17 protein-coding genes are annotated in these 19,205 nt (G+C 45.0%); 8 read left to right on the forward strand and 9 right to left on the reverse strand.

Going from position 1 to position 19,205, the window contains the following annotated elements; translation table 11 throughout:
* Positions 1-151: 151 nt before the first annotated feature.
* The 5 genes from JQC93_RS11670 (at position 152) to JQC93_RS11690 (ending at position 6,323) form a co-directional block, all read left to right on the forward strand.
* Positions 152-1,288, forward strand: a complete 1,137-nt coding sequence (locus tag JQC93_RS11670; RefSeq protein WP_205158617.1) for a GGDEF domain-containing protein — start codon at positions 152-154, stop codon at positions 1,286-1,288.
* A 488-nt stretch (positions 1,289-1,776) separates the two neighbouring features.
* On the forward strand, positions 1,777-2,862 hold the full coding sequence (locus JQC93_RS11675) for an ABC transporter ATP-binding protein (RefSeq protein WP_205158619.1): 1,086 nt from the start codon (positions 1,777-1,779) through the stop codon (positions 2,860-2,862).
* Between the two features lie 9 nt (positions 2,863-2,871).
* Positions 2,872-3,843 carry an ABC transporter permease gene (locus JQC93_RS11680; protein ID WP_084884772.1) on the forward strand — a complete coding sequence of 324 codons (972 nt, stop codon included), beginning with the start codon at positions 2,872-2,874 and terminating at the stop codon, positions 3,841-3,843.
* 9 nt (positions 3,844-3,852) lie between these two features.
* Positions 3,853-4,743 (forward strand): carbohydrate ABC transporter permease, encoded by an 891-nt coding sequence (locus tag JQC93_RS11685; protein WP_205158620.1) that lies wholly within the window; start codon positions 3,853-3,855, stop codon positions 4,741-4,743.
* A gap of 35 nt (positions 4,744-4,778) precedes the next feature.
* Positions 4,779-6,323 carry an extracellular solute-binding protein gene (locus JQC93_RS11690; RefSeq protein ID WP_205158621.1) on the forward strand — a complete coding sequence of 515 codons (1,545 nt, stop codon included), beginning with the start codon at positions 4,779-4,781 and terminating at the stop codon, positions 6,321-6,323.
* 60 nt (positions 6,324-6,383) lie between these two features.
* On the opposite strand, the gene JQC93_RS11695 is transcribed toward JQC93_RS11690, so the two are convergent.
* The 5 genes from JQC93_RS11695 to JQC93_RS11715 form a co-directional block, all read right to left on the reverse strand.
* On the reverse strand, positions 6,384-7,691 hold the full coding sequence (locus tag JQC93_RS11695) for an LssY C-terminal domain-containing protein (RefSeq protein WP_205158814.1): 1,308 nt from the start codon (positions 7,689-7,691) through the stop codon (positions 6,384-6,386).
* A 21-nt stretch (positions 7,692-7,712) separates the two neighbouring features.
* A complete protein-coding gene (locus tag JQC93_RS11700) occupies positions 7,713-8,474 on the reverse strand; it encodes a glycosyltransferase family 2 protein (protein WP_205158622.1) in 762 nt (253 codons plus the stop codon).
* Between the two features lie 108 nt (positions 8,475-8,582).
* Positions 8,583-8,981, reverse strand: a complete 399-nt coding sequence (locus JQC93_RS11705) for an ACT domain-containing protein (protein WP_205158623.1) — start codon at positions 8,979-8,981, stop codon at positions 8,583-8,585.
* A gap of 72 nt (positions 8,982-9,053) precedes the next feature.
* Positions 9,054-9,455, reverse strand: coding sequence for a hypothetical protein (locus JQC93_RS11710; protein ID WP_205158625.1), 402 nt, complete (start codon positions 9,453-9,455; stop codon positions 9,054-9,056).
* Between the two features lie 186 nt (positions 9,456-9,641).
* Positions 9,642-10,109: an ATP-binding protein gene (locus tag JQC93_RS11715; RefSeq protein WP_205158626.1), complete on the reverse strand. Its 468-nt coding sequence runs from the start codon at positions 10,107-10,109 to the stop codon at positions 9,642-9,644.
* A 154-nt stretch (positions 10,110-10,263) separates the two neighbouring features.
* Here JQC93_RS11715 and JQC93_RS11720 point away from each other — a divergent pair, with 154 nt between their 5' ends.
* A complete protein-coding gene (locus JQC93_RS11720; protein WP_205158815.1) occupies positions 10,264-13,029 on the forward strand; it encodes an amylo-alpha-1,6-glucosidase in 2,766 nt (921 codons plus the stop codon).
* Positions 13,030-13,080: 51 nt separating this feature from the next.
* Here JQC93_RS11720 and JQC93_RS11725 read toward each other — a convergent pair whose 3' ends face one another.
* Positions 13,081-13,743: a cupin domain-containing protein gene (locus tag JQC93_RS11725; protein WP_205158627.1), complete on the reverse strand. Its 663-nt coding sequence runs from the start codon at positions 13,741-13,743 to the stop codon at positions 13,081-13,083.
* A gap of 146 nt (positions 13,744-13,889) precedes the next feature.
* Between JQC93_RS11725 and JQC93_RS11730 the strand changes: the two genes are divergently transcribed.
* Together JQC93_RS11730 and fusA are read left to right on the forward strand one after the other, a co-directional pair.
* A complete protein-coding gene (locus tag JQC93_RS11730; RefSeq protein ID WP_205158628.1) occupies positions 13,890-14,423 on the forward strand; it encodes a GNAT family N-acetyltransferase in 534 nt (177 codons plus the stop codon).
* 245 nt (positions 14,424-14,668) lie between these two features.
* The gene (gene fusA / locus JQC93_RS11735) at positions 14,669-16,690 is read left to right on the forward strand and encodes an elongation factor G (protein WP_205158629.1); all 2,022 of its coding nucleotides are present in this window, start codon (positions 14,669-14,671) and stop codon (positions 16,688-16,690) included.
* A gap of 168 nt (positions 16,691-16,858) precedes the next feature.
* Here the strand turns inward: fusA and JQC93_RS11740 are convergent, their stop codons facing one another.
* The 3 genes from JQC93_RS11740 to JQC93_RS11750 form a co-directional block, all read right to left on the reverse strand.
* Positions 16,859-17,356 carry a fasciclin domain-containing protein gene (locus tag JQC93_RS11740; RefSeq protein WP_205158630.1) on the reverse strand — a complete coding sequence of 166 codons (498 nt, stop codon included), beginning with the start codon at positions 17,354-17,356 and terminating at the stop codon, positions 16,859-16,861.
* Between the two features lie 240 nt (positions 17,357-17,596).
* Entirely contained in the window at positions 17,597-18,628 is a 1,032-nt protein-coding gene (locus JQC93_RS11745; RefSeq protein ID WP_205158631.1) for an HlyD family secretion protein, read from the reverse strand.
* Positions 18,629-18,631: 3 nt separating this feature from the next.
* Positions 18,632-19,150 carry a magnesium transporter gene (locus JQC93_RS11750; RefSeq protein WP_205158632.1) on the reverse strand — a complete coding sequence of 173 codons (519 nt, stop codon included), beginning with the start codon at positions 19,148-19,150 and terminating at the stop codon, positions 18,632-18,634.
* Positions 19,151-19,205: the final 55 nt, after the last annotated feature.

Here is a 19,205-nt window from a genome sequence, read left to right on the forward strand (position 1 = left end):
TACAGAACAACATATAGTAACTAAGATTGGTTTATTGGATATCTCTGTGGTCTACTTTCGCTCAATAATATTAACCTTAGTTCTCTCCTCTTTAGCGTTAATTTCACTACAAAAAATGGTCACGAAGTCTATTTCGGTTATTGGTGAACCTATGGTGATTTTTGACGACTCAGATTTCAGTAACGGCAATTCCACCTCTGCCATCACGCAAAGTCATCCCAATGTAGAAGTGGATTGCTTGCTCGACACCCAGTATAGCTGGCCTTATTGCGAGCTCGAATTTGATCTTCGCAATAAAGGCTTGGTTGGCTTGAATCTAAGCAATATGGACAAAGTGGTCATAGGACTGCGCGCGAAATACAACGAAGAGCCGATGGCAGATCAAGCACTTAGACTACACGCAAAAAATCATGACCGTGAATTGCCAACCGAATCCAAAATTAAAACCAATCACATTGAGTTTTTTGTGGAACAAGGTAACGCAACCGTAGAACTACCACTAGCGTATCTTCAGGTCGCCGATTGGTGGAAAAAAGACCATCAAATTCCGTTAGAAAAGAGCTTTGCTGACATTACGAATGTTATTCACCTGTCTATCGCGACACCCAGCAATGCGGCACCAGGCCTATATAGCTTAACCATTTCAAAATTAGAGATCGTAGGTCCATGGATCTCAGCGCAATACCTATATTTGCTGCTTCTCTGCGTTTGGATAATAGCAGCAGCTGTCTACCTAGTCTTTTCTTACACACTCACTAAGCATAAAGTGTATCAGTTAAAAGTGCAGAATAAGCAACTCAAAAAAAGCAACCTGCAAATACAGACACTCGCGTCTTTTGACAGTCTAACGGGTGCACTTAATCGCCATGGCAGCATGAGTATTATCCGCTCACTTGAACATTCCCCATTTGGCATCTTATACATTGATCTAGACCATTTTAAGAGCCTTAACGATAGATATGGCCATGAGGTAGGAGATACCGTACTAAAGGCATTTAGTCACATGATGAAAGAGTTCACCACACCGAGTTCTCATTTTGTCAGGTGGGGTGGCGAAGAGTTTATCTTAATCATTGAAAACACCAATTTGGATGATTGCACTCAACTAGCAGAGTCAATTCAACAAACAATGTTACAAAAAGAACGCTTCGATGGACGAGAAGTAACCTGTTCGATTGGCATTGCCATTAACACTAATGGTCTGACTTTCGACTCAGTTCTGGACTCAGCAGATAGAGCACTGTATGAAGCCAAAAGCCAAGGCCGGAACTGTATTCAATCAGCTTAGTCGACTCTACCGCAGTGCGCACACCAACATTAAATAATACAATAGACTCAGTAAGATATGGGGTGTTTTCTGCGCTACATCTCATCCGAGTGCGCCATTGCGGCCCCATATTAGTGCATTAACATTGCCGCTTTGTCAGTCCCTTTCCAAGCATTGCACCAAACAAGCCAAAATATGAACCAAATTGACCAACCTCACATTTAATGTGGCTTCCGAGGCCATTAAGCACCCGTAAATTTCGTAATACTTTGGTAACAAAGTTTGACAGCCTTCATATTTTTAGCCCCAATCTCTAATAAAAATTTAACCCCGATCGCACTCCCCAAATTGTCCAATACACAACCATCACGCTGCTTTTATACTCAATAAATATAATAATACAAATAAACAAGCTTAACGGCCGAATTGGCCAAATTAACATTTCGGTGTGATGACAGACTCACCGGCCCATTACAAAATATGTGAAATTGAATAAGGAATGATAAAGGATGTCAGGAGTTCAATTAAGTAACGTCGTCAAGAGTTACGACGAGATGACAGTAGTTCATGGCATTGACCTGGATGTGAAACCTCAGGAATTTGTTGTGTTGGTTGGTCCATCAGGATGTGGTAAATCAACTACCCTACGTATGATGGCAGGTCTAGAAGAAATCAGCGATGGTCATATTGCTATCGGTGATCGCGTGGTTAATAACGTAGCGCCAAAAGATCGTGATGTAGCGATGGTATTCCAAAACTACGCCCTATACCCTCACCTAAGCGTTGCAGAAAACATCGCCTTTGGCTTACGTATCCGTAAAGTGCCAAAAGATGAAATCGCAAAATCAGTAAAAGACACTGCTGAAATTCTTGGTCTAACAGAACTACTAGAGCGTCGCCCAGCCGACCTTTCTGGTGGTCAGCGTCAACGTGTTGCAATGGGGCGTGCAATTGTTCGTCACCCAAAAGTTTTCCTATTTGATGAGCCTCTCTCTAACCTTGATGCTAAGTTACGTACTCAAATGCGTGCTGAGATCAAGCGTCTTCACAACCGCCTAGGGGTAACCAGTGTTTACGTTACCCACGACCAAGTTGAGGCAATGACACTGGCTGATCGTATTGTTGTAATGAGCAACGGCCGCATCGAGCAAATCGGTACGCCAATGGATTTGTTTAACAATCCTAAGAACACCTTTGTAGCAACCTTTATCGGTTCACCTCCGATGAACTTAATTGAAGGCATCGCCGTTCAAGAAGACGACAAGTGGTACGGTACGTTTGATGATCAAAAAGTTCTGCTGCCAAATGTTGAAGGCATTGAGCACAACAAAGCGATCACAATCGGTATTCGCCCTGAATACACTGACATCACACCACAAGAGAATTCAAGCCCAGTAAAAATTGACTTGGAACTTGTAGAGACTTTGGGTTCAGAAGCACTACTACACTGCCACTTAGGCCAGAACGCTTTTGTAACGAAAGTAGAAACTCACGGCAAAGTCGAACACCTTCATAACGTTGATACGCTGTATTTCCGCCAAGAAGCCATTACGGTCTTTGATCGCCATAGCGGTCAAGCGCTGCTTGAGAAGTAGAGGTGGATTATGAACAGTATTGAACGGGCTGAACACGCACGGATAGCCGCCAACCACGGCAAGTTGCGTCTAAAAGTGAACTGGTTTATCCAGCACTTAAAAAGAGAATGGCAATTGTACTTGCTGCTTGCACCGACCATCATTTGGTTTGTGCTGTTCTTGTACAAGCCGATGTACGGCTTACAAATCGCCTTTAAAGACTACAGTGTATTCCGCGGGATAACCGACAGTCCTTGGGTAGGTTTTGAGCATTTCTATACTCTCTTCGAAAACGAACAGTTTATACGTGCCATCCGAAACACCGTAATGATCAGTGGTGCCAGTCTTATCTTTGGCTTCCCAGTTCCGATTATTTTAGCGCTTATGTTCAACGAAATATTGAACGCTAAATTTAAACGTACTGCGCAAACCATCGTGTACTTACCACACTTCATCTCGGCGGTAATCATTGCAGGTATCGTCATTACAGCGTTCTCACCCTCTACCGGTGTGGTTAACTTAATGCTCAATGCCTTTGGATACGACTCTGTCTACTTCCTCACCAAGCCTGAATGGTTCAGAACCATCTTCGTTGGTACTGGTATCTGGCAAGAGGCGGGCTTTAGCTCCATCGTATTCTTAGCAGCCATTGCGGGGGTTAACCCATCGCTGTACGAATCTGCGGTAGTTGACGGTGCATCACGCTGGCAAATGATGTGGAAAATCACTCTTCCATGCATCTTACCAACAGTACTCATCATGCTAATCATCCGAATTGGTAACATTTTGGAAGTGGGCTTCGAGATGATCATTATGCTCTATCAACCTGCTACGTATGAGACTGCTGACGTTATCAGTACCTTTATTTATCGCCAAGGTCTGCAAGCCGCGAAGTACGACCTCGCAGCAGCCGCTGGTCTGTTTAATGCTGTAATTGCCTTCTTGTTGGTAATGACTGCAAACACAATCAGTAAGCGCGTGTCTAAAACGTCACTTTGGTAAGGAAGCCGTATGTCTAACTCAATGAACATGAACCTATACTCACGTGGTGACAAAACGTTTGTATATCTCAATATGTTTCTGGTCGCGATGTTTACGATCAGTACGCTCTACCCATTCATCTATGTCGCTTCTCTATCAATGAGTGCCGGTGATGCGGTTACCGCTGGTAAAGTTGTGATGACGCCTGTCGACATCACCTTTGCCGCCTATGAAAAAGTTCTGTGGGATCCTGCGTTTTGGACCGCCTATAAGAACACATTCATTTATACAGTTTTTGGTACATTAACCAGTTTAGTAATCATCATTCCTGGCGCTTACGCCTTATCTAGACCTCAACTTTTAGGTCGTAAGTACTGGAACATTATGATTGCTTTTACCATGTGGTTTAACGCTGGCATGATCCCTTTCTTCCTAAACATGAGAGATTTGGGCCTGCTTGATAGCTACATTGGTATCATCATTGGTTTTGCGTGTAATGCCTTTAATATCATCCTCCTACGTAATTTCTTTGAAGGTGTACCTTCATCGTTTGAAGAAGCGGCACGTATGGATGGTGCAAACGATTTTCAGGTATTGTGGAAGGTATTTATTCCACTCGCAAAACCGGCCATCGCTACCGTTACGTTGTTCTGTATTGTTGCTCGCTGGAATGGATTTTTCTGGGCAATGGTACTCCTACGTGACGAAAGTAAAGTACCTCTACAGGTATACCTACGCCAAATCATCACCCAGTTGACGGATGACGATACCTTCGCAAGTACACTTTTGACCTCGGCATATTCGTTCGAGACAGTAAGTGCCGCGATCATGGTGTGTTCAATCATCCCAGTACTGCTGATTTACCCATTCATTCAAAAATACTTTAACAAAGGGATTATGTTAGGTGGTGTTAAAGAGTAATCCCGCCCCTACGCCATAACAAAAAGGAAATAATAATGGATAGAACAATGAAAACGCGTCTTGCCACTGTGGTTGCAGCTTCGCTATTAGCATCAGCAGGTGCTTATGCAGACAGTAAAGTGACAGACAAACCTCTGACTTTGGACATTCACTTCCATACTAAAAAGTATGTGCATAACAATGAATGGCCGGTAGAGAAAGAGGCTGCTCGACTCACTAATGTTAGCTTGAACAACGTTGCATCTATGGCAACAACCAAAAGTGAAGAGGCGTTTAACCTGTTGATTGCATCTGGCGATTTGCCAGACATCGTAGGTGGCTCAAGCATTCGTGACAATGTGAACCGTTACGGTCCAGAAGGGGCATTTGTACCTCTAAACGATCTTATCGATGAGCATGCACCAAACATCAAAGCGTTCTTTGACAAAAACCCAGACATCTTTGCTTCTATCAAAGCCGCTGACGGTAACGTGTACTACATCCCTTACTTGCCAGACGGCAAATACGGTCGTGGTTACTTCATCCGTTACGACTGGCTAAACAAGCTTAACCTTGAAGTACCAAACAACGTAGACGAGCTGTATGAAGTACTTGTTGCCTTCCGTGACCAAGATCCAAACGGCAACGGCAAGAAAGACGAAGTACCAATGTTCATGCGTCACTGGGAAGAGCTGATCCGTATGGTAACTCTTTGGGACGGTCGTACGTCTGGCTCCGACACCTTCCACGACTTCCACGTAGTTGATGGTGAAATTCGCCACGGTTACGTTGGTGATGGATACAAAGAAGGTATTAAGAACCTGGCTAAGTGGTACAAAGAAGGTCTGATCGATGCGGAAGTATTCACTCGCGGAAGCCGCTCTCGTGAATACCTACTGTCTAACGACTTAGGCGGTATGACGCACGACTGGTTTGCTTCTACCTCTGGCTACAACGATTCACTGGCTGACGACATTGAAGGTTTTGAGTTCAAAGCATTCGCGCCACCAGCGTCTAAAGCAGGTCTTCGCATCGAAGAACACCAACGTGCACGTGTTAAACCAGAAGGTTGGGCAATTTCGTACACCAACGAACATGCTGTAGAAACCATCAAGTACTTTGATTTCTGGTTTACTCAAGAAGGTCGCCGTTTGGCTAACTTCGGTATTGAAGGTGAGCACTACACCGTAGTAGACGGTCAGCCTACCTTTAAGAAAGAGATGCTAGAATCTGAAACACCATTGAACGCACAAATGTGGGAAATTGGTGCTCAGATCCCACGTGGTTTCCCAATGGATTACTCTTACGAGATCCAGTGGTCAAACAAATACGCTCTAGAAGGTATTGCACTGTACGACCAAGGTGACTACTTGTTGCCTACTCCGTTCATGGGTGTTTCTATGAACAACAGTGAAAAATCGACTTATGACCGTAACTGGGTAACTATCCGTGACTACATGCTAGAAATGCAACAAGCGTGGATCCTAGGCTCTCGCGATGTCGAAGCTGACTGGGATAACTACATCAAGCAAGTAGAGAAGATGGGTTACAGCGACGTAATCAAGGTAATGCAATCAGCTTATGATCGTGCATACAAATAAGTAAAAGGGTTCATCCTTAGCAACCTTTTGCCAGCACTTCGGTGCTGGCTTTTTTGTGCCTCAATCAGTGGGCTTTATCGCGTAGTCAGCCATCGCAGTAATTAAACCTTCCTGCGCTTCTACAACGAGTATGCCACCATCGGTAAAGTATTCGTGTTTGTCATCTAACACCACAGGTTGCGCCAGTCGTTTCAAGGCTTGAGCATGAGTTGTTTTGCTTTGTATCATACTGGCAAAACGCGCCCTCTCTTGATCAACATTTGGGTCAACATAGTGAAGCAGCGTAATGATGCCCGCATGGAAAGTGATACTCAATCCATCATCATAACTGAGCGCTCCAACCCAAATCGGCTGCTGGTTTTGTTCGCTCACTCCCGCAATCCACCACCGCACATGACTTCGTGTCTTTAATGTCCCAGCATCTTGAAACGCCATCGCTTGCGGTTCCCCTTGCCAAAACAGATCCGAAATAGGCGGAGTTTTGTTCTTCAATAACCCTAAATAGTCGATAAAGCCAATCTGGTCGCGAGAAAAGGTTTGGTTTTCTATCCAGCCTAACTCAGCCATAAGCACTCTAGGTGAGTCCCCAACGTAGACAAGGTTTAGCGCTTGGGCATCGTTGAGCGAAACATGACCAGGATACACTTTATAGTCGATGTCGAGCATATCTACGGGAGCAATCGTTGATTGAAGATTTACAACAGGTTCGAAGTCGTCAGCATTATAAAAAAAGTGCACGTAATTGATATAGCATAAACCTCCTAGCAATATCCCCAAAGAGGTACGTTTTACGTTGCGCCATTTTAAGCGGCGTGCTGCAATAAAAAATGTTGTCGTCACAAACAGTAAAAATAACAATAGTTGATACTCATCCAACGCCTGTTTGATGGTATGCAATAGAGTAAATTGCTCTACGCCATAAGCCAGGAAGTACCCCCACACCACAAACTGACCAATACCGATGGTCACCCCAATGGCGCTTAAGATGGCAAAACGAGGCCAAGTGACCGATTGGCTACCTGCTATAAAGGGCATAAACCACGCTACTGGGCCAAGTAGCCTCGCCCCAATAATCACTCTAGATGGGTAGCGCTTAAGTAAATAACGACAGCGAGCGATCGGGCGACGCAACTGACCATATTTAGCCAGCAATGTTGACTGCAACGCCCTGCCCCAGTGACGACCAATGAGGAAACTTAACTGATCGCCAATAAAACCGCCTAGCAACACCATAAAAAGCGCACTCATCACACCCTGAAAGAGTTGATACCCCGCCGCCAAAAAGAACGGCTCCCCCATGACGAAAAGGTTTACACCAATCAGTGCGTCAAACAGTGCGCCTAAAAAGAGGCTAAGAGTGTCTATCATCATTAATCAACTTGAGCCTAATTAGGCTTGGCCAGGTCGCTGAGAATGCGAAGAGTTTTGTTGATCGTCGTAATGGCCAAACTGATAGTTCATTTCGTTATTACGCATTTCACCACTAACAAGACGTCGAACATTGGCTTTTAAATACGTGGCACCGGTTTTAAATACTCCGTCTTGGTCGAGCCTGCGGGGATCAAACTGAAAGCTCAAGTTTAGGAATCGAAAGCGCCAGGTCATCGCTGCGCGTTTCACATAGTCACAGTCTTCGCACAGCACAATCTCTTCATCAAACCCATCAATATCTTGGTGGACGCGGCGAGTTGAGAATAGACAAGCTCCAACAGCCGTTGGAAACACGTATTGTGTGGTGAAAAATCCAAGATTAAACAGTCGGTACCCAAGCTTATGTTTTAGCGGCATTTGACGAGCGCCCATATAAACACCCGCGATATCCAATTTATTGCGATTGAGTTGAGTAATGGCAGAGCTTAAGAAATCTGGGTCAAGTCTAACGTCAGCATCAAGGAACAAAAGACGCTCAAATTGAGCGAGCTCAGCCCCAGTATTGCGACCTAACCCTACCCCACGTTGTTCCATATTGTGCACACGTAATTGAGGTAGTCGATCATCAAAGCTCTGTGCAATAGTACGAGTGTCGTCATCGCTGTCTGAGTCGACCACTATCACTTCAAAGTCCTGATAGGTTTGCTCGCTTAAGTCTGACAACAGCGCGCCAATTCGTTTCTGTTCGTTTAAGGTGATAACAACAATGCTAATAGACATATTTGGCTCCGAGGGTTCATTTGGTAACGGAGCCAGTTTACGATTAGGGATATGAACAAAAGCTGAATGGGTTGTTAAGCAAAGCGACGTTGTTGAAACTCAGGACTATCACTTCTTGGTAAACTCATTGAGCGCGCTAAGTGCCTGATCCGCTTTTGAGGATTGAACAAATATATGGTCGTGATAATAGGCGGCAATGACATTGGCACTAATGCCTTTTGAAGCAAGCTTTGATGATACTGCTGCAGTAAGCCCTACGGCTTCTAAACTTGAGTGAACCGTAAGGGTAATTTGACGAAAAACGCTGTCAAAACTTAGGTTAGCTTTTTCGGCATTCTGTCTTTCAAGGACTAAGGTTAACCCTTCAGTTTCAATAAACGTGGCAATCGGGTTAAGAGATGCATAGTGCGCAATCGAGCCTGATACCGTGCAAAACACATATTCTTCAGCAAGTAATTGAGGCTGCATTGATGCGAGCAACTCATCGAGTTCAGTAATTCCGGACATTTTTGTACTCTACTCATTCTAAATAATAGACAGACAGTAACATAGAATTTCCGACCTAAACTATTACGACTATCAAATATAATGCCTCATCTTAGCGCCTATCCAAGGTGCGAATAAGGTTACTGCTAATACGATAGGCCAAATATTTCCATCTTTAAATGTATACGCCTCCAACAAAGCGCGTAACGCTTCACCCTGCCAAAGCCCAAAAGCGAACTCGAAAGCCACTGTTGATATCAACCAGGCTCCTCCAATGTATAGATAGGTATTCGAGCCTTGTGGGCTCATCCAAGGAAGCATCCAATAGGCCAAAATAAGGATCACCGCCGAAAGTAAGATTCCGCTCAGAACTAAACTGGTTGTCGTACCCAAAACGGGGTTAAAAACCACCTCTCTCAATCCGCCATTAAGGACAGCCATAATTAAAATGAGTAGCCAAGTAAGCAGAGCTTTTAACGCCACAGAAATAGACATGCCACCTCCTATTTATTACCAACTTTACGAGCAGTGGTGTGAGCATAGCGCACTGTGCAAACAACGCCCTAGCCTGTGCTAGAAAGTCTATAGTTTAACGCTATTTCAATGACTTCCGTCATATTCTTTGCAGTGAGAGTGCGCTCTTGGTGTGCAGTGTCTTGCTAGCTTGAGCGTACAAGTCGTCTATAAGTCTGGACGTAATGTTAACTCAACTATCCCATACTGCCGCATCAGTTTCTCAATCGACAGCTCACTCCAATTTCGGCGCATTTTTTCTATTGTGGCCAGTGGTACATCGTGTATGGATTCATATTGCCGTGTGCATTCGATGATCGCGACTGGGATTTTATGTCGACCTGCCATCGCCAAATAGTCGTGCAACTCCCACTCCTCAATGAAGGTATTCGACACCACCACCGATTGATTTTTCTGCAGCGCCTTTAGCGTTTGCTGCTTGCACCAGTAATGAGCCTCTGTGAGTTTCGTTGGGCGAAATAGATACTCCCCCCGCTCTGTCACAAAGTACATGTCAGTCTCTAAATGCCGCGCACCTATCTGCTCGGCATAGTGCTGTGCAAGTGTCGACTTCCCAGAGCCAGGAATTCCTCGAATTAAGGTTAGTGTCAGTTTGTTCGCTTTATGGTTATGCATCAATGAGGCGCTTTAATCGTGTCGGAATCAATAAGGATACCCCTACCAAGTGTGAGATTACTAATAGAAACCTACATTGATGTGCGCAAACACTAACACTCTTGCCAAAGCTTTGATAAAAATTGCGCTAACGTTTTCAGATTCCAATAAAGCAATGACCAATCAACCTGTTTTGTATGTAAAAGGTACGTTCAACGGGTGGGGGCTAGACACGCCACTCACGCAGAACGGTAACGGACAATTAGAAGCGGAAATCGTGCTCTCCGCCGATGAACATCAGTTCAAAATCACCGACCACGATGGCAGTGATGAGTGGACATTAACGGCGCACCCAACACAACGTACCACACTAACTGTCGACCAAGCTCAGCCGCTCATTGCCAGTCAGGGCATTGGTAATGATCTCTGTTTTATACCCCCAGAAACCCAGCGATTCCAAGTATTGGTTACCCTCTCTGAAAAACCTAGCCTTACCATCATTAAAGCGACGACAGGCGATGAAGCGACACGCCGCCTTATATCAAAAACAGTCTCAGTACCTACCTCCCAGCCGACCTTACTGCGCTCGGCACCACACGCATTAGCGGCTGATTCACTGTTTGATGCTATTGCCATCGAACGTACAGAGACTTTTCCCTTTGTATTTGGTGACAATGTCGATGGCTATTATGAAGGTAAAACACACAGCTTGAGTGACGGAGGTCGTTATCGACATCATCAAGGTTGGTATCTCGGTACTTTTGCTTCATTAGTTAATGGGCAATACAACGACAGGAGCAGTGCTCACGCGGCCACCCTACAAGCGTTTGGGCTGCAGCATCATTACTCAAAGACAGACAGCCGCGATTGTATTTCCATTGTTGCAGGTCAGCGTATGGCCATCTTAAGCGTTGAAAGCTCACAGCCTGCCCAATTGGGCGTCCTGCCTGAACTTAATGTTGCATTGGCACACTCAAAGGTAGAAGTCATCGGCGATGTTTTACTTTATTCTTTAGACAAAAGCGTGTGTCCTGAAGGGTGCCCTCAATACATCGCGATCTCAACCAGCGAAAGCGCACGGTTTGAAGAACAGACGACACAAAACATTGGCAAACTAGAGTTCGCCCCTTCTCTATCGGCATCAAACGTTGCGTTACTAATCCACACAGTCAACCCGACGCAAAGCCTGTCTGTTTACCTCTGTTTCGAACACCAAAGGGACGTTGCGCTTCAACGAGCTCAAGAGGCACAAACTCAACATGCCTTACGCGGCTTTCAACAAAGTCAGTATGACTTTTTAGTCTCCAACTATCTTTGGAGCGATGACGATGAATACAATCAGGCAGTGATGTGGGCTCGACTATCCAGCAGGATGTTTGTCAGTCATGAGTTTGGTACAGGTATTTGGGCTGGATTGCCGTGGTTTAAAGATTGCTGGGGCCGAGATACGTTTATTGCTTTACCTGGCACAAGTCTCATTAACGGTAAGTTGGAGGAAGCCAAAGCCATTATAGAGAATTTTGCTCAGATGCAATTGGATGACAGTCAGTCGGTCAACCATGGGCGGATCCCCAACCGTGTTACCAGTAAAACCAATATCATTTATAACACCACCGACGGTACTCCCTGGATGATACGTGAAATCATGGAGTACATTAATTACAGTGGCGACATGGCCTTTGCCAGTAAGATGTTCCCTGTAATGCAACGTTTTATCGAGGGAGTAGAAACACACTATCTGGACGATGATAAACTGCTTAAACATCGACATCCTGATACTTGGATGGACGCAAAAATCGCAGGACAAGTACCTTGGTCCCCTCGAGGACCAAAAGCAAATGATATTCAGGCTTTATGGTACGAAGCGTTGATCTGTGGAGCACAATTAGCTGAGCTTTGCGGGCAAACCGACATACAGCAGCACTGGCTGTCACTGTCCGAGCAAGTAAAACGCAGTTTTCACACTAAGTTTTGGGATGGTCAAACAAAGCAGTTGGCAGATAGGCTGGAAGAAAATGACCTTGCCGATTACAGTTTGCGTCCTAACCAACTAATGACACTGACCATTCCACAAAATCCGCTCTTGGCTGCTGATATTGGGCAGCACATGTTGCGAAACTGTGTTAAAGGCTTATTGTTTCCATGGGGCATTTGCTCTCTAGAGCAGAGTCATAACGATTTTCATCCCTACCATGACGGGCGCGACGAATATCATAAAGATGCCGCTTATCATAACGGTACTATCTGGGGTTGGAATGCGGGATTCACCATTAGTGCTCTTCTAAAGTTCAGACAGACTGAACTTGCATACCAGCTGAGTAAAAATTTAGCCAAACAAATTCTCACTATGGGCCATTTAGGCACCATGAGTGAAAACTTAGACGCGTTTCAAAAAGACCCTAACCGCCTAAGTGAAACAGGCACTTACTCTCAAGCTTGGTCTGTCTCTGAATACGCTCGAAACGCACAGCAAGACTACTTAGGTTTTACCCCTAAACTGAGCCAAAACCACATTATCTTTAGACCTAAAATCCCAGAACAATGGCAAGAGTTTAATGCTCGAATACCCTTTGGTATGGGGTCTGCATTGTTTGTTAAGTATCAAAAGGTGGGTAACAGCTTTAGTTACTCTATCAGCTGTGAAAATCCACCAAGAGGCTTGAGTCTTTATCTAGAAATTGAGCATCAACATCAATGCCTGTCGCTTCAATGCGATATTGAACAGACGCCCCTTTTAGATTGTCACTTTGATGGTTGCAATGGATGGGATGTCAATGTTGAGCCATCGAAATGGAGCGTGCTAAGCTCGGCGAGCTATCCCATTCTCGACGAGTTAAGTTTTGCCCAACCTGACTGGACGAGACAACATAGCGCGTTGTTAGAAAAAGACTATTTACTGAAAAAGCGCGAGTCTGAAGGGTTATCCATCGATAAAGATTAACCGCGCGATCGTTAAGCCACTCACGAAAGCGAGTGGCTTGGCAGCGAATTCTTAGCCATGACTCTTTAATGGCAGGTGCCCCGTTTTCACCCAGATAATCGTTTCTTGCTCAACATAGGGTGTATGAGCACTCATGTGGGGGCTTCTGATCCAATGACCTTTTGGGTAACGTCCCTGCTCGTCGATAAACTCTCCAGAAACGACAAAAATTTCTTCACCACCAAAGTGCCTATGAGCTTGAAACCTTTCCCCTTTAGGCCACTTTACTAGCGCAACATGTTCGTGCTCAAAATCGTGTAGCGGCATCACTTTGAGGTTTCCCAGTCCATCTAGCCATGGCTGCACTTTGGTATCGATACGCACCTCGAGTCTGTCGTCAGCGTTAAACTGATTCAGTTTAACCAGAATAACACACCCATCTCGACTAAAAGGCGCATGCGAGCTTCCGGGAGGATTACGCAAATAGGTCCCAGCAGGGTAATCACCATTCTCATCTGAAAATACTCCCTCTAACACCAAGATTTCTTCACCCAGCGGATGAGGGTGCGTATCGAACTTAGACCCAGGTGCATATTCAACAATGCTCGTGGTGTGGCCGGACTCTTTGGCTTCTCGCTCTAACGGCTTGCGCTTCACGCCCTTTGATGGACTCTGCACCCAATTCGCTGCTTGTGTATCAATGACAAGCCTCTCTCGAAAATCCATATTCAGCATTAATGGTCCTTGTGTTCTTATCGCTTCCTGTTGTAAATCACTATACGACAACTTGTGGTAATAGTTCATCGCTAATCGCTAAACCATTGATTATAGGTTTTGATGAGTGCTATAACTGATGGTCTGTGATCTCCAAGAGTCTGGTAATGCAAGTACTTCCACCTGATCAAATCAAGCCGCAATCACTGAGTGATTATGCCGATGAGTGTTATCAATCAGGACTCCGAATGTACCATAACGCAAGGCACGACCCCAGTGCTTATATACACGGATTGTTGGAGCGTGATAAAGGTAACCCTGACTACCTGAATGGCGGATTTCTTCCAAGTGCGACCTTTTATGCAGTGGACGGCGATTTTATCCTTGGTGCGATCCGAGTTCGACGCGGTAGCAACTATCAGGTGGACAACATCATAGGCCACATTGGCTATGAAACCCGACCAAGTGCGCGCAATCTTGGAGTGGCTAAGACATTGCTCAACTGGGTCATTGACCACCACCTCATTGGTGATGCCCTCATTAGTGTTGAGCAAGACAATATCGCTTCCATAAACGTGATCGAAAGTATTGGTGCAATGGCATTAGAGCCATTTTATGACGACGATATGGGCATCATATTGCGCTTTAAGGTCACGGGAACTCAAAGTAGCTCTTTGACAAGTCCTCTCCCCAAGAGCTAATACACTTTTGTTTGATTTAGATTAATTTTTAATCAGAGCAACAGCCGACAGGATCACACCAACGAAGCCAAAAATTAGTCATGCTAATAGGGTGTTCAACACTGATTGAGTACGCCTATGCTAAGCCTGTTTCGCAAAATGACTTGGAAGACGAGTAGGCGGGATTTCCCGCCCAGACTCACTTTCGATGATCGCCACATTTAGCGCTCATCTTCCCACCAGTTAGTCATTGCAAGGAGGCTGCTATGCCTATCAATAAGATCCGCAATATTGTATTTACCGGTCAGACCGGTGTCGGGAAAACCACACTTGTTGAACGATTACTGTATCACTGCAACGCAACACCGAATTTAGGCAGTGTTGACAAAGGTGACACCGTTACCGATTTTGATCCACAATCGATACGTTATCATCACAGCATTGAAGCCACACCTGTGATGCTAAGCCATGAAGGTCACCGCTTAAACATCATCGACACCCCAGGACAAAACGAACTCTTAGGTCGAACGCTCAGCGTGTTTCCTGCCGTCGAAACAGCCGCACTCATCATTGATCCTCAAACCCCGCTCAACCAAACAACTGAACGCTTATTTCAATTTGCCAAGCAGCGCGACAAGTGCCAAATGATCATCATAAATAAGCTCGACACTGCACAAGCGACCCTCGAGCCATTACTTAATCAGATCCAAGCCTTGTTTGGTGAACGCTGCCTACCGCTAAATATGCCTAGCGAAGATGGCAGTGAAGTGATTGATTGTTATTTTGATCCACAAGAAAACCGTAACACCCAATTTTCAAGCGTGGCTGAGGTTCATGAAGCGCTCATAGACCAAGTTATTGAGTTGGACGAGGAGCTCATGGAGGTTTATCTAGAGCAGGGTTCTGCACTATCGGCTAAGCAACTGCACGACCCTTTTGAAGAGGCTCTGAGAACTCATCATATTGTCCCAATCTGCTTTGTGTCGTCGCAAACTGGCGCGGGTTGCGAATTACTGCTCAAAACATTGGGCGAAATTATGCCGATGCCCAATGAAGGCAACCCTCCCCTTTTAGAAAGAGACGGCAAACAGATACCCGTGAATTGCGAGACCTTAGAGCACAGTGTTGCGCATGTATTTAAAGTCAGTGTTGACCCCTACCTAGGGAAGCTTGCGTATCTTAGAGTGTTCCAAGGAGACCTGCATGCGGGCAGTCAGCTCTATGTAGGAGAAAGCAACAAAGCGTTTAAGATTGGCCACCTCTATCAACTGCAAGGTAAAGAGCGTTCTGAAATCGCTCACGCTCGCGCAGGCGATATTTGTGTAATAGCGAAAGTGGATGATCTAGTGTTTGATTCCATCGTACACGATTCCCACGATGAAGATGGTGTTGTTCTACAAACGCTCGATTTTCCGAGTTCCATGTATTCGTTATGTGTGACTCCTAAAAAACGAGGTGACGAACAAAAACTCAGCGAAGTACTCAATCGCATCGCTTGTGAGGATCCTACCTTAACCATAGAGCATCGCCTACGCACCAATGAAACCTTATTGAGTGGACAAGGAGAGTTTCACCTAAAAGTTGCATTAGAGAAAATGGCGTCTGTTTACAAGCTAGAAGTCGATGTATCACAGCCTAGCGTGGAGTATTTTGAAACCATTACCCAACCCGCAGAAGGTCATTACCGGCACAAAAAACAAAGTGGCGGTGCAGGACAGTTTGGCGAAGTTAAACTTAAAGTTCGCCCTCTCGAGTCTGGTGCTGGCTTTAAGTTTGTGAATAAGGTGGTCGGTGGCGCAATACCCACCGCGCTGATCCCAGCAGTGGAGAAAGGCGTTAACCAAGCTCTCGATGAGGGCGCAATTTCAGGCAATCCAATCAAAGATATTGAAGTCACCGTCTATGATGGTAAACATCACTCGGTCGATTCGAAAGAGATCGCCTTTGTGATTGCCGGGAAAAAAGCCTTTTTGCAGGCGGTTGAAGCGGCAAACCCAATTGTTCTTGAACCGATAATCCAGCTTACACTTGAAGTACCCATCCACAACGTAGGGGATGTCACCGGTGACTTAGCGGGCAATCGCGGCCTAGTGGAAGGCAGTGAAAGTATGAGTAATGGCCAAACTCAAATATCGGCTAAAGCCCCCCTCAACGAGCTGCAAGATTACTCTCGAAAACTTAAAGCAATGACTGGTGGCGAAGGCACGTTTACGATGACGTTTAGTCACTATGAACCCGCACCACCTTTGGTCCAAAAGGAGGTGTGTAAACAATTAGACACCGCCTAATCGAAAAGATCGGGTTACTTTAGATGTCATCATTTCGAGCAAGCTCAAATTAAAGTTTAAAACCCCAGCACAGCAATGTACTGGGGTTTATTTTTTCGCCGTGCAAGTCATATTTAAAACGATTGCTATAAGCAGGGCATATATTAATAACGTAGTGTTATCCGGTAATTATTCAGGGATAATTACTGTATCAATAACATGAATAACACCGTTACTTGCTTTAATGTCTGCAGATATTACCATTGCATCGTTAATCATTACTTTGCCATTGTCCGTCGATACTTTGACGTCTTGACCTTGAACGGTTGTTGCCATATCAATCTTCATTACATCTGCGGACATTACCTTACCGCTCACCACATGATAGGTCAAAATAGCGACTAACTTGTCTTTGTTCTCCGGAAGAAGCAACATTTCTACAGTGCCTTCAGGCAGTTTGGCAAAGGCTTCGTTAGTTGGAGCGAATACGGTGAAGGGCCCGTCGCTTTTCAGAGTATCCACTAGATCTGCAGCTTGGACAGCAGCGACTAGGGTTGTAAACGATTCGTTTCCTGCTGCGACATCAACAATGTCTTTCTTCATGCCGTGATGATCAGCGTGTGCTGTAGTTGCGACGACGAGTGTGGCAAAAAGCGTTGCGATAGTCAGTTTAAATTTAGTCAACATGCTGTATTCCTTTCCTGTTTGTTTGGATAGCACGGAGTTTTACGCCTTAGCTTTTAAATTCGATCATATTTTTTTCAATCGTTGTCAATTTTTAATTACGGATTAATGTTTAATTGCGTAAGGAAATATAATCAAGAGCCAACTGTTTTAGAATGTATTAACTTAATACTATGGAGTTTTAAAAAAAGGCCCAATTTCATTATGAAATTGGGCCAAAACACAACATGAATAAAACAGTTCCTACACTGCAGAAAAATAAGCTTTGTACGCTTTTAAACGAACAGTAGCTCCACCAATTATGTCCATAAAGCCAAGGTTTTCGTGCGGCTTAGTTGCCGAAATCCAACCCGAGCCTGTCGAACCAATAGGCACGTTATACCCGTCTGGCTCGTTAAATTCGATCACAACGGTTCGACCGTGGCTGCCAGCATTATTCCCAACGTGACGACGTACCGATTGCTCGCCACTCATCACCGAAACACTGGCCTCACCGGTGCCTGCTGTGACGCTGTGAACGCGACCACGAAAGATTTCTCCCGGGTAAGCATCAACATAGAACTCCGCAAATTGGCCAATTTCGATGTTGCGGAAGGTTTGATCCGGTATACGCATTTCTACAAATTTTTTCGATGTGTCGTAGACATGCATGTTACCTACACGTGTGCCTTCTGCTAAGTTAGCGATCGAAATCTGCCCATCAAACGGCGCTTTGATTTCGCGTCGTTCGTGCTGCCAAATTGCGTTAGCCATTTGCGCTTCTATTGACTTAATTTGAGCAAATACCGCTGCCACTTTGGCTTCATTCGCGTCGATGCGGGTACGCATCTCATCTCGTTGAGACTCTTGCGCAAAATCATTCAGTTTGTATAAGCGATCGAGCGTTTTAGCGTCATTTTCGATTTGGTGCTTCAGTGCCACAATTTCAGCTTCGGCCGCCAGTTTTTGAGCCTCTAAACCTTGCAATTGCGAATCAGTATCTTCCGTTTTTAATACGTAGATCGTCTGACCCTTTTCAACGTATTGGTTATGCGTCACCAATACTTGTTCCACCTCTTGACCGATTAAAGGACTTAACACTGCATGTGGTGCTTTAACTGTAGTGCTGTCGGTTAAATCGGCTGGTGACCAGAAACGGTGTGCAGTGAACAGCATGACAGCAATGAAGCAGCCAGTACCAACCATCACCACGGCATTGCGCAAGGTCCACTGCACCCATCCCACTTTCACTAACAACCAGCAAATCAATATGTAAGGCAACATAATCTCTTTCATGGCTTACTCTCCTGCGTTCGGTTGTGTAGCATTTGTTTGCGACGTTCCTTTACGAATAATATTGACGATCCCGTTGCCAATAATGTCCCAGCGTGTAAATGCAATGATGATTGCCAGTACCCACCAGGTTTTGTCAATAAACAGTCCGCACAAAGAAAGAGCGAAAACGATTTGAGTATGGGCTGAAGACTTTTGCTGCGCTTTGTGCACGGCAACTTCATGAAGTTGCCAAAGCAAATAAAGTACGTAGACGATAATCGACAGTGTGATGGTAAAAATGATCCCCATGAACACTTCGGAATCGAGTAATCCCAAAATAACCGGATAGCCATCTAGAAAATAAGATTCGGGTAAGTCTTTACCATGAATCTTGCCAAGTTTACCCAGCAAAACGGAGATAAGGGTGAATGAACCAACAATGACTGTACCTTTAAACAGTCTAAAAAATGCGTTGCGGATCCTTTGCAATGTTGGACGTCCTGTCGAGCATGCTGAATCCGCCACGACAGTGGTTTTTGACATGTGAAGTACCCAATTGAATGTGCGTTAATGAACGTTCAACAGAATACCAATAGTG

The sequence above is a fragment of the Vibrio ulleungensis genome, assembly GCF_016900875.1.
GTDB lineage: Bacteria > Pseudomonadota > Gammaproteobacteria > Enterobacterales > Vibrionaceae > Vibrio > Vibrio ulleungensis.

Excerpts from the sequence above, each read along its gene's own strand:
- JQC93_RS11670 (WP_205158617.1), top strand. The coding sequence starts at position 152 with ATGGTGATTTTTGACGACTCAGATTTCAGTAACGGCAATTCCACCTCT.
- JQC93_RS11675 (WP_205158619.1), top strand. The coding sequence starts at position 1,777 with ATGTCAGGAGTTCAATTAAGTAACGTCGTCAAGAGTTACGACGAGATG.
- JQC93_RS11680 (WP_084884772.1), top strand. The coding sequence starts at position 2,872 with ATGAACAGTATTGAACGGGCTGAACACGCACGGATAGCCGCCAACCAC.
- JQC93_RS11685 (WP_205158620.1), top strand. The coding sequence starts at position 3,853 with ATGTCTAACTCAATGAACATGAACCTATACTCACGTGGTGACAAAACG.
- JQC93_RS11690 (WP_205158621.1), top strand. The coding sequence starts at position 4,779 with ATGGATAGAACAATGAAAACGCGTCTTGCCACTGTGGTTGCAGCTTCG.
- JQC93_RS11695 (WP_205158814.1), bottom strand. The coding sequence starts at position 7,691 with ATGATAGACACTCTTAGCCTCTTTTTAGGCGCACTGTTTGACGCACTG.
- JQC93_RS11700 (WP_205158622.1), bottom strand. The coding sequence starts at position 8,474 with ATGTCTATTAGCATTGTTGTTATCACCTTAAACGAACAGAAACGAATT.
- JQC93_RS11705 (WP_205158623.1), bottom strand. The coding sequence starts at position 8,981 with ATGTCCGGAATTACTGAACTCGATGAGTTGCTCGCATCAATGCAGCCT.
- JQC93_RS11710 (WP_205158625.1), bottom strand. The coding sequence starts at position 9,455 with ATGTCTATTTCTGTGGCGTTAAAAGCTCTGCTTACTTGGCTACTCATT.
- JQC93_RS11715 (WP_205158626.1), bottom strand. The coding sequence starts at position 10,109 with ATGCATAACCATAAAGCGAACAAACTGACACTAACCTTAATTCGAGGA.
- JQC93_RS11720 (WP_205158815.1), top strand. The coding sequence starts at position 10,264 with ATGACCAATCAACCTGTTTTGTATGTAAAAGGTACGTTCAACGGGTGG.
- JQC93_RS11725 (WP_205158627.1), bottom strand. The coding sequence starts at position 13,743 with ATGCTGAATATGGATTTTCGAGAGAGGCTTGTCATTGATACACAAGCA.
- JQC93_RS11730 (WP_205158628.1), top strand. The coding sequence starts at position 13,890 with ATGCAAGTACTTCCACCTGATCAAATCAAGCCGCAATCACTGAGTGAT.
- fusA (WP_205158629.1), top strand. The coding sequence starts at position 14,669 with ATGCCTATCAATAAGATCCGCAATATTGTATTTACCGGTCAGACCGGT.
- JQC93_RS11740 (WP_205158630.1), bottom strand. The coding sequence starts at position 17,356 with ATGTTGACTAAATTTAAACTGACTATCGCAACGCTTTTTGCCACACTC.
- JQC93_RS11745 (WP_205158631.1), bottom strand. The coding sequence starts at position 18,628 with ATGAAAGAGATTATGTTGCCTTACATATTGATTTGCTGGTTGTTAGTG.
- JQC93_RS11750 (WP_205158632.1), bottom strand. The coding sequence starts at position 19,150 with ATGTCAAAAACCACTGTCGTGGCGGATTCAGCATGCTCGACAGGACGT.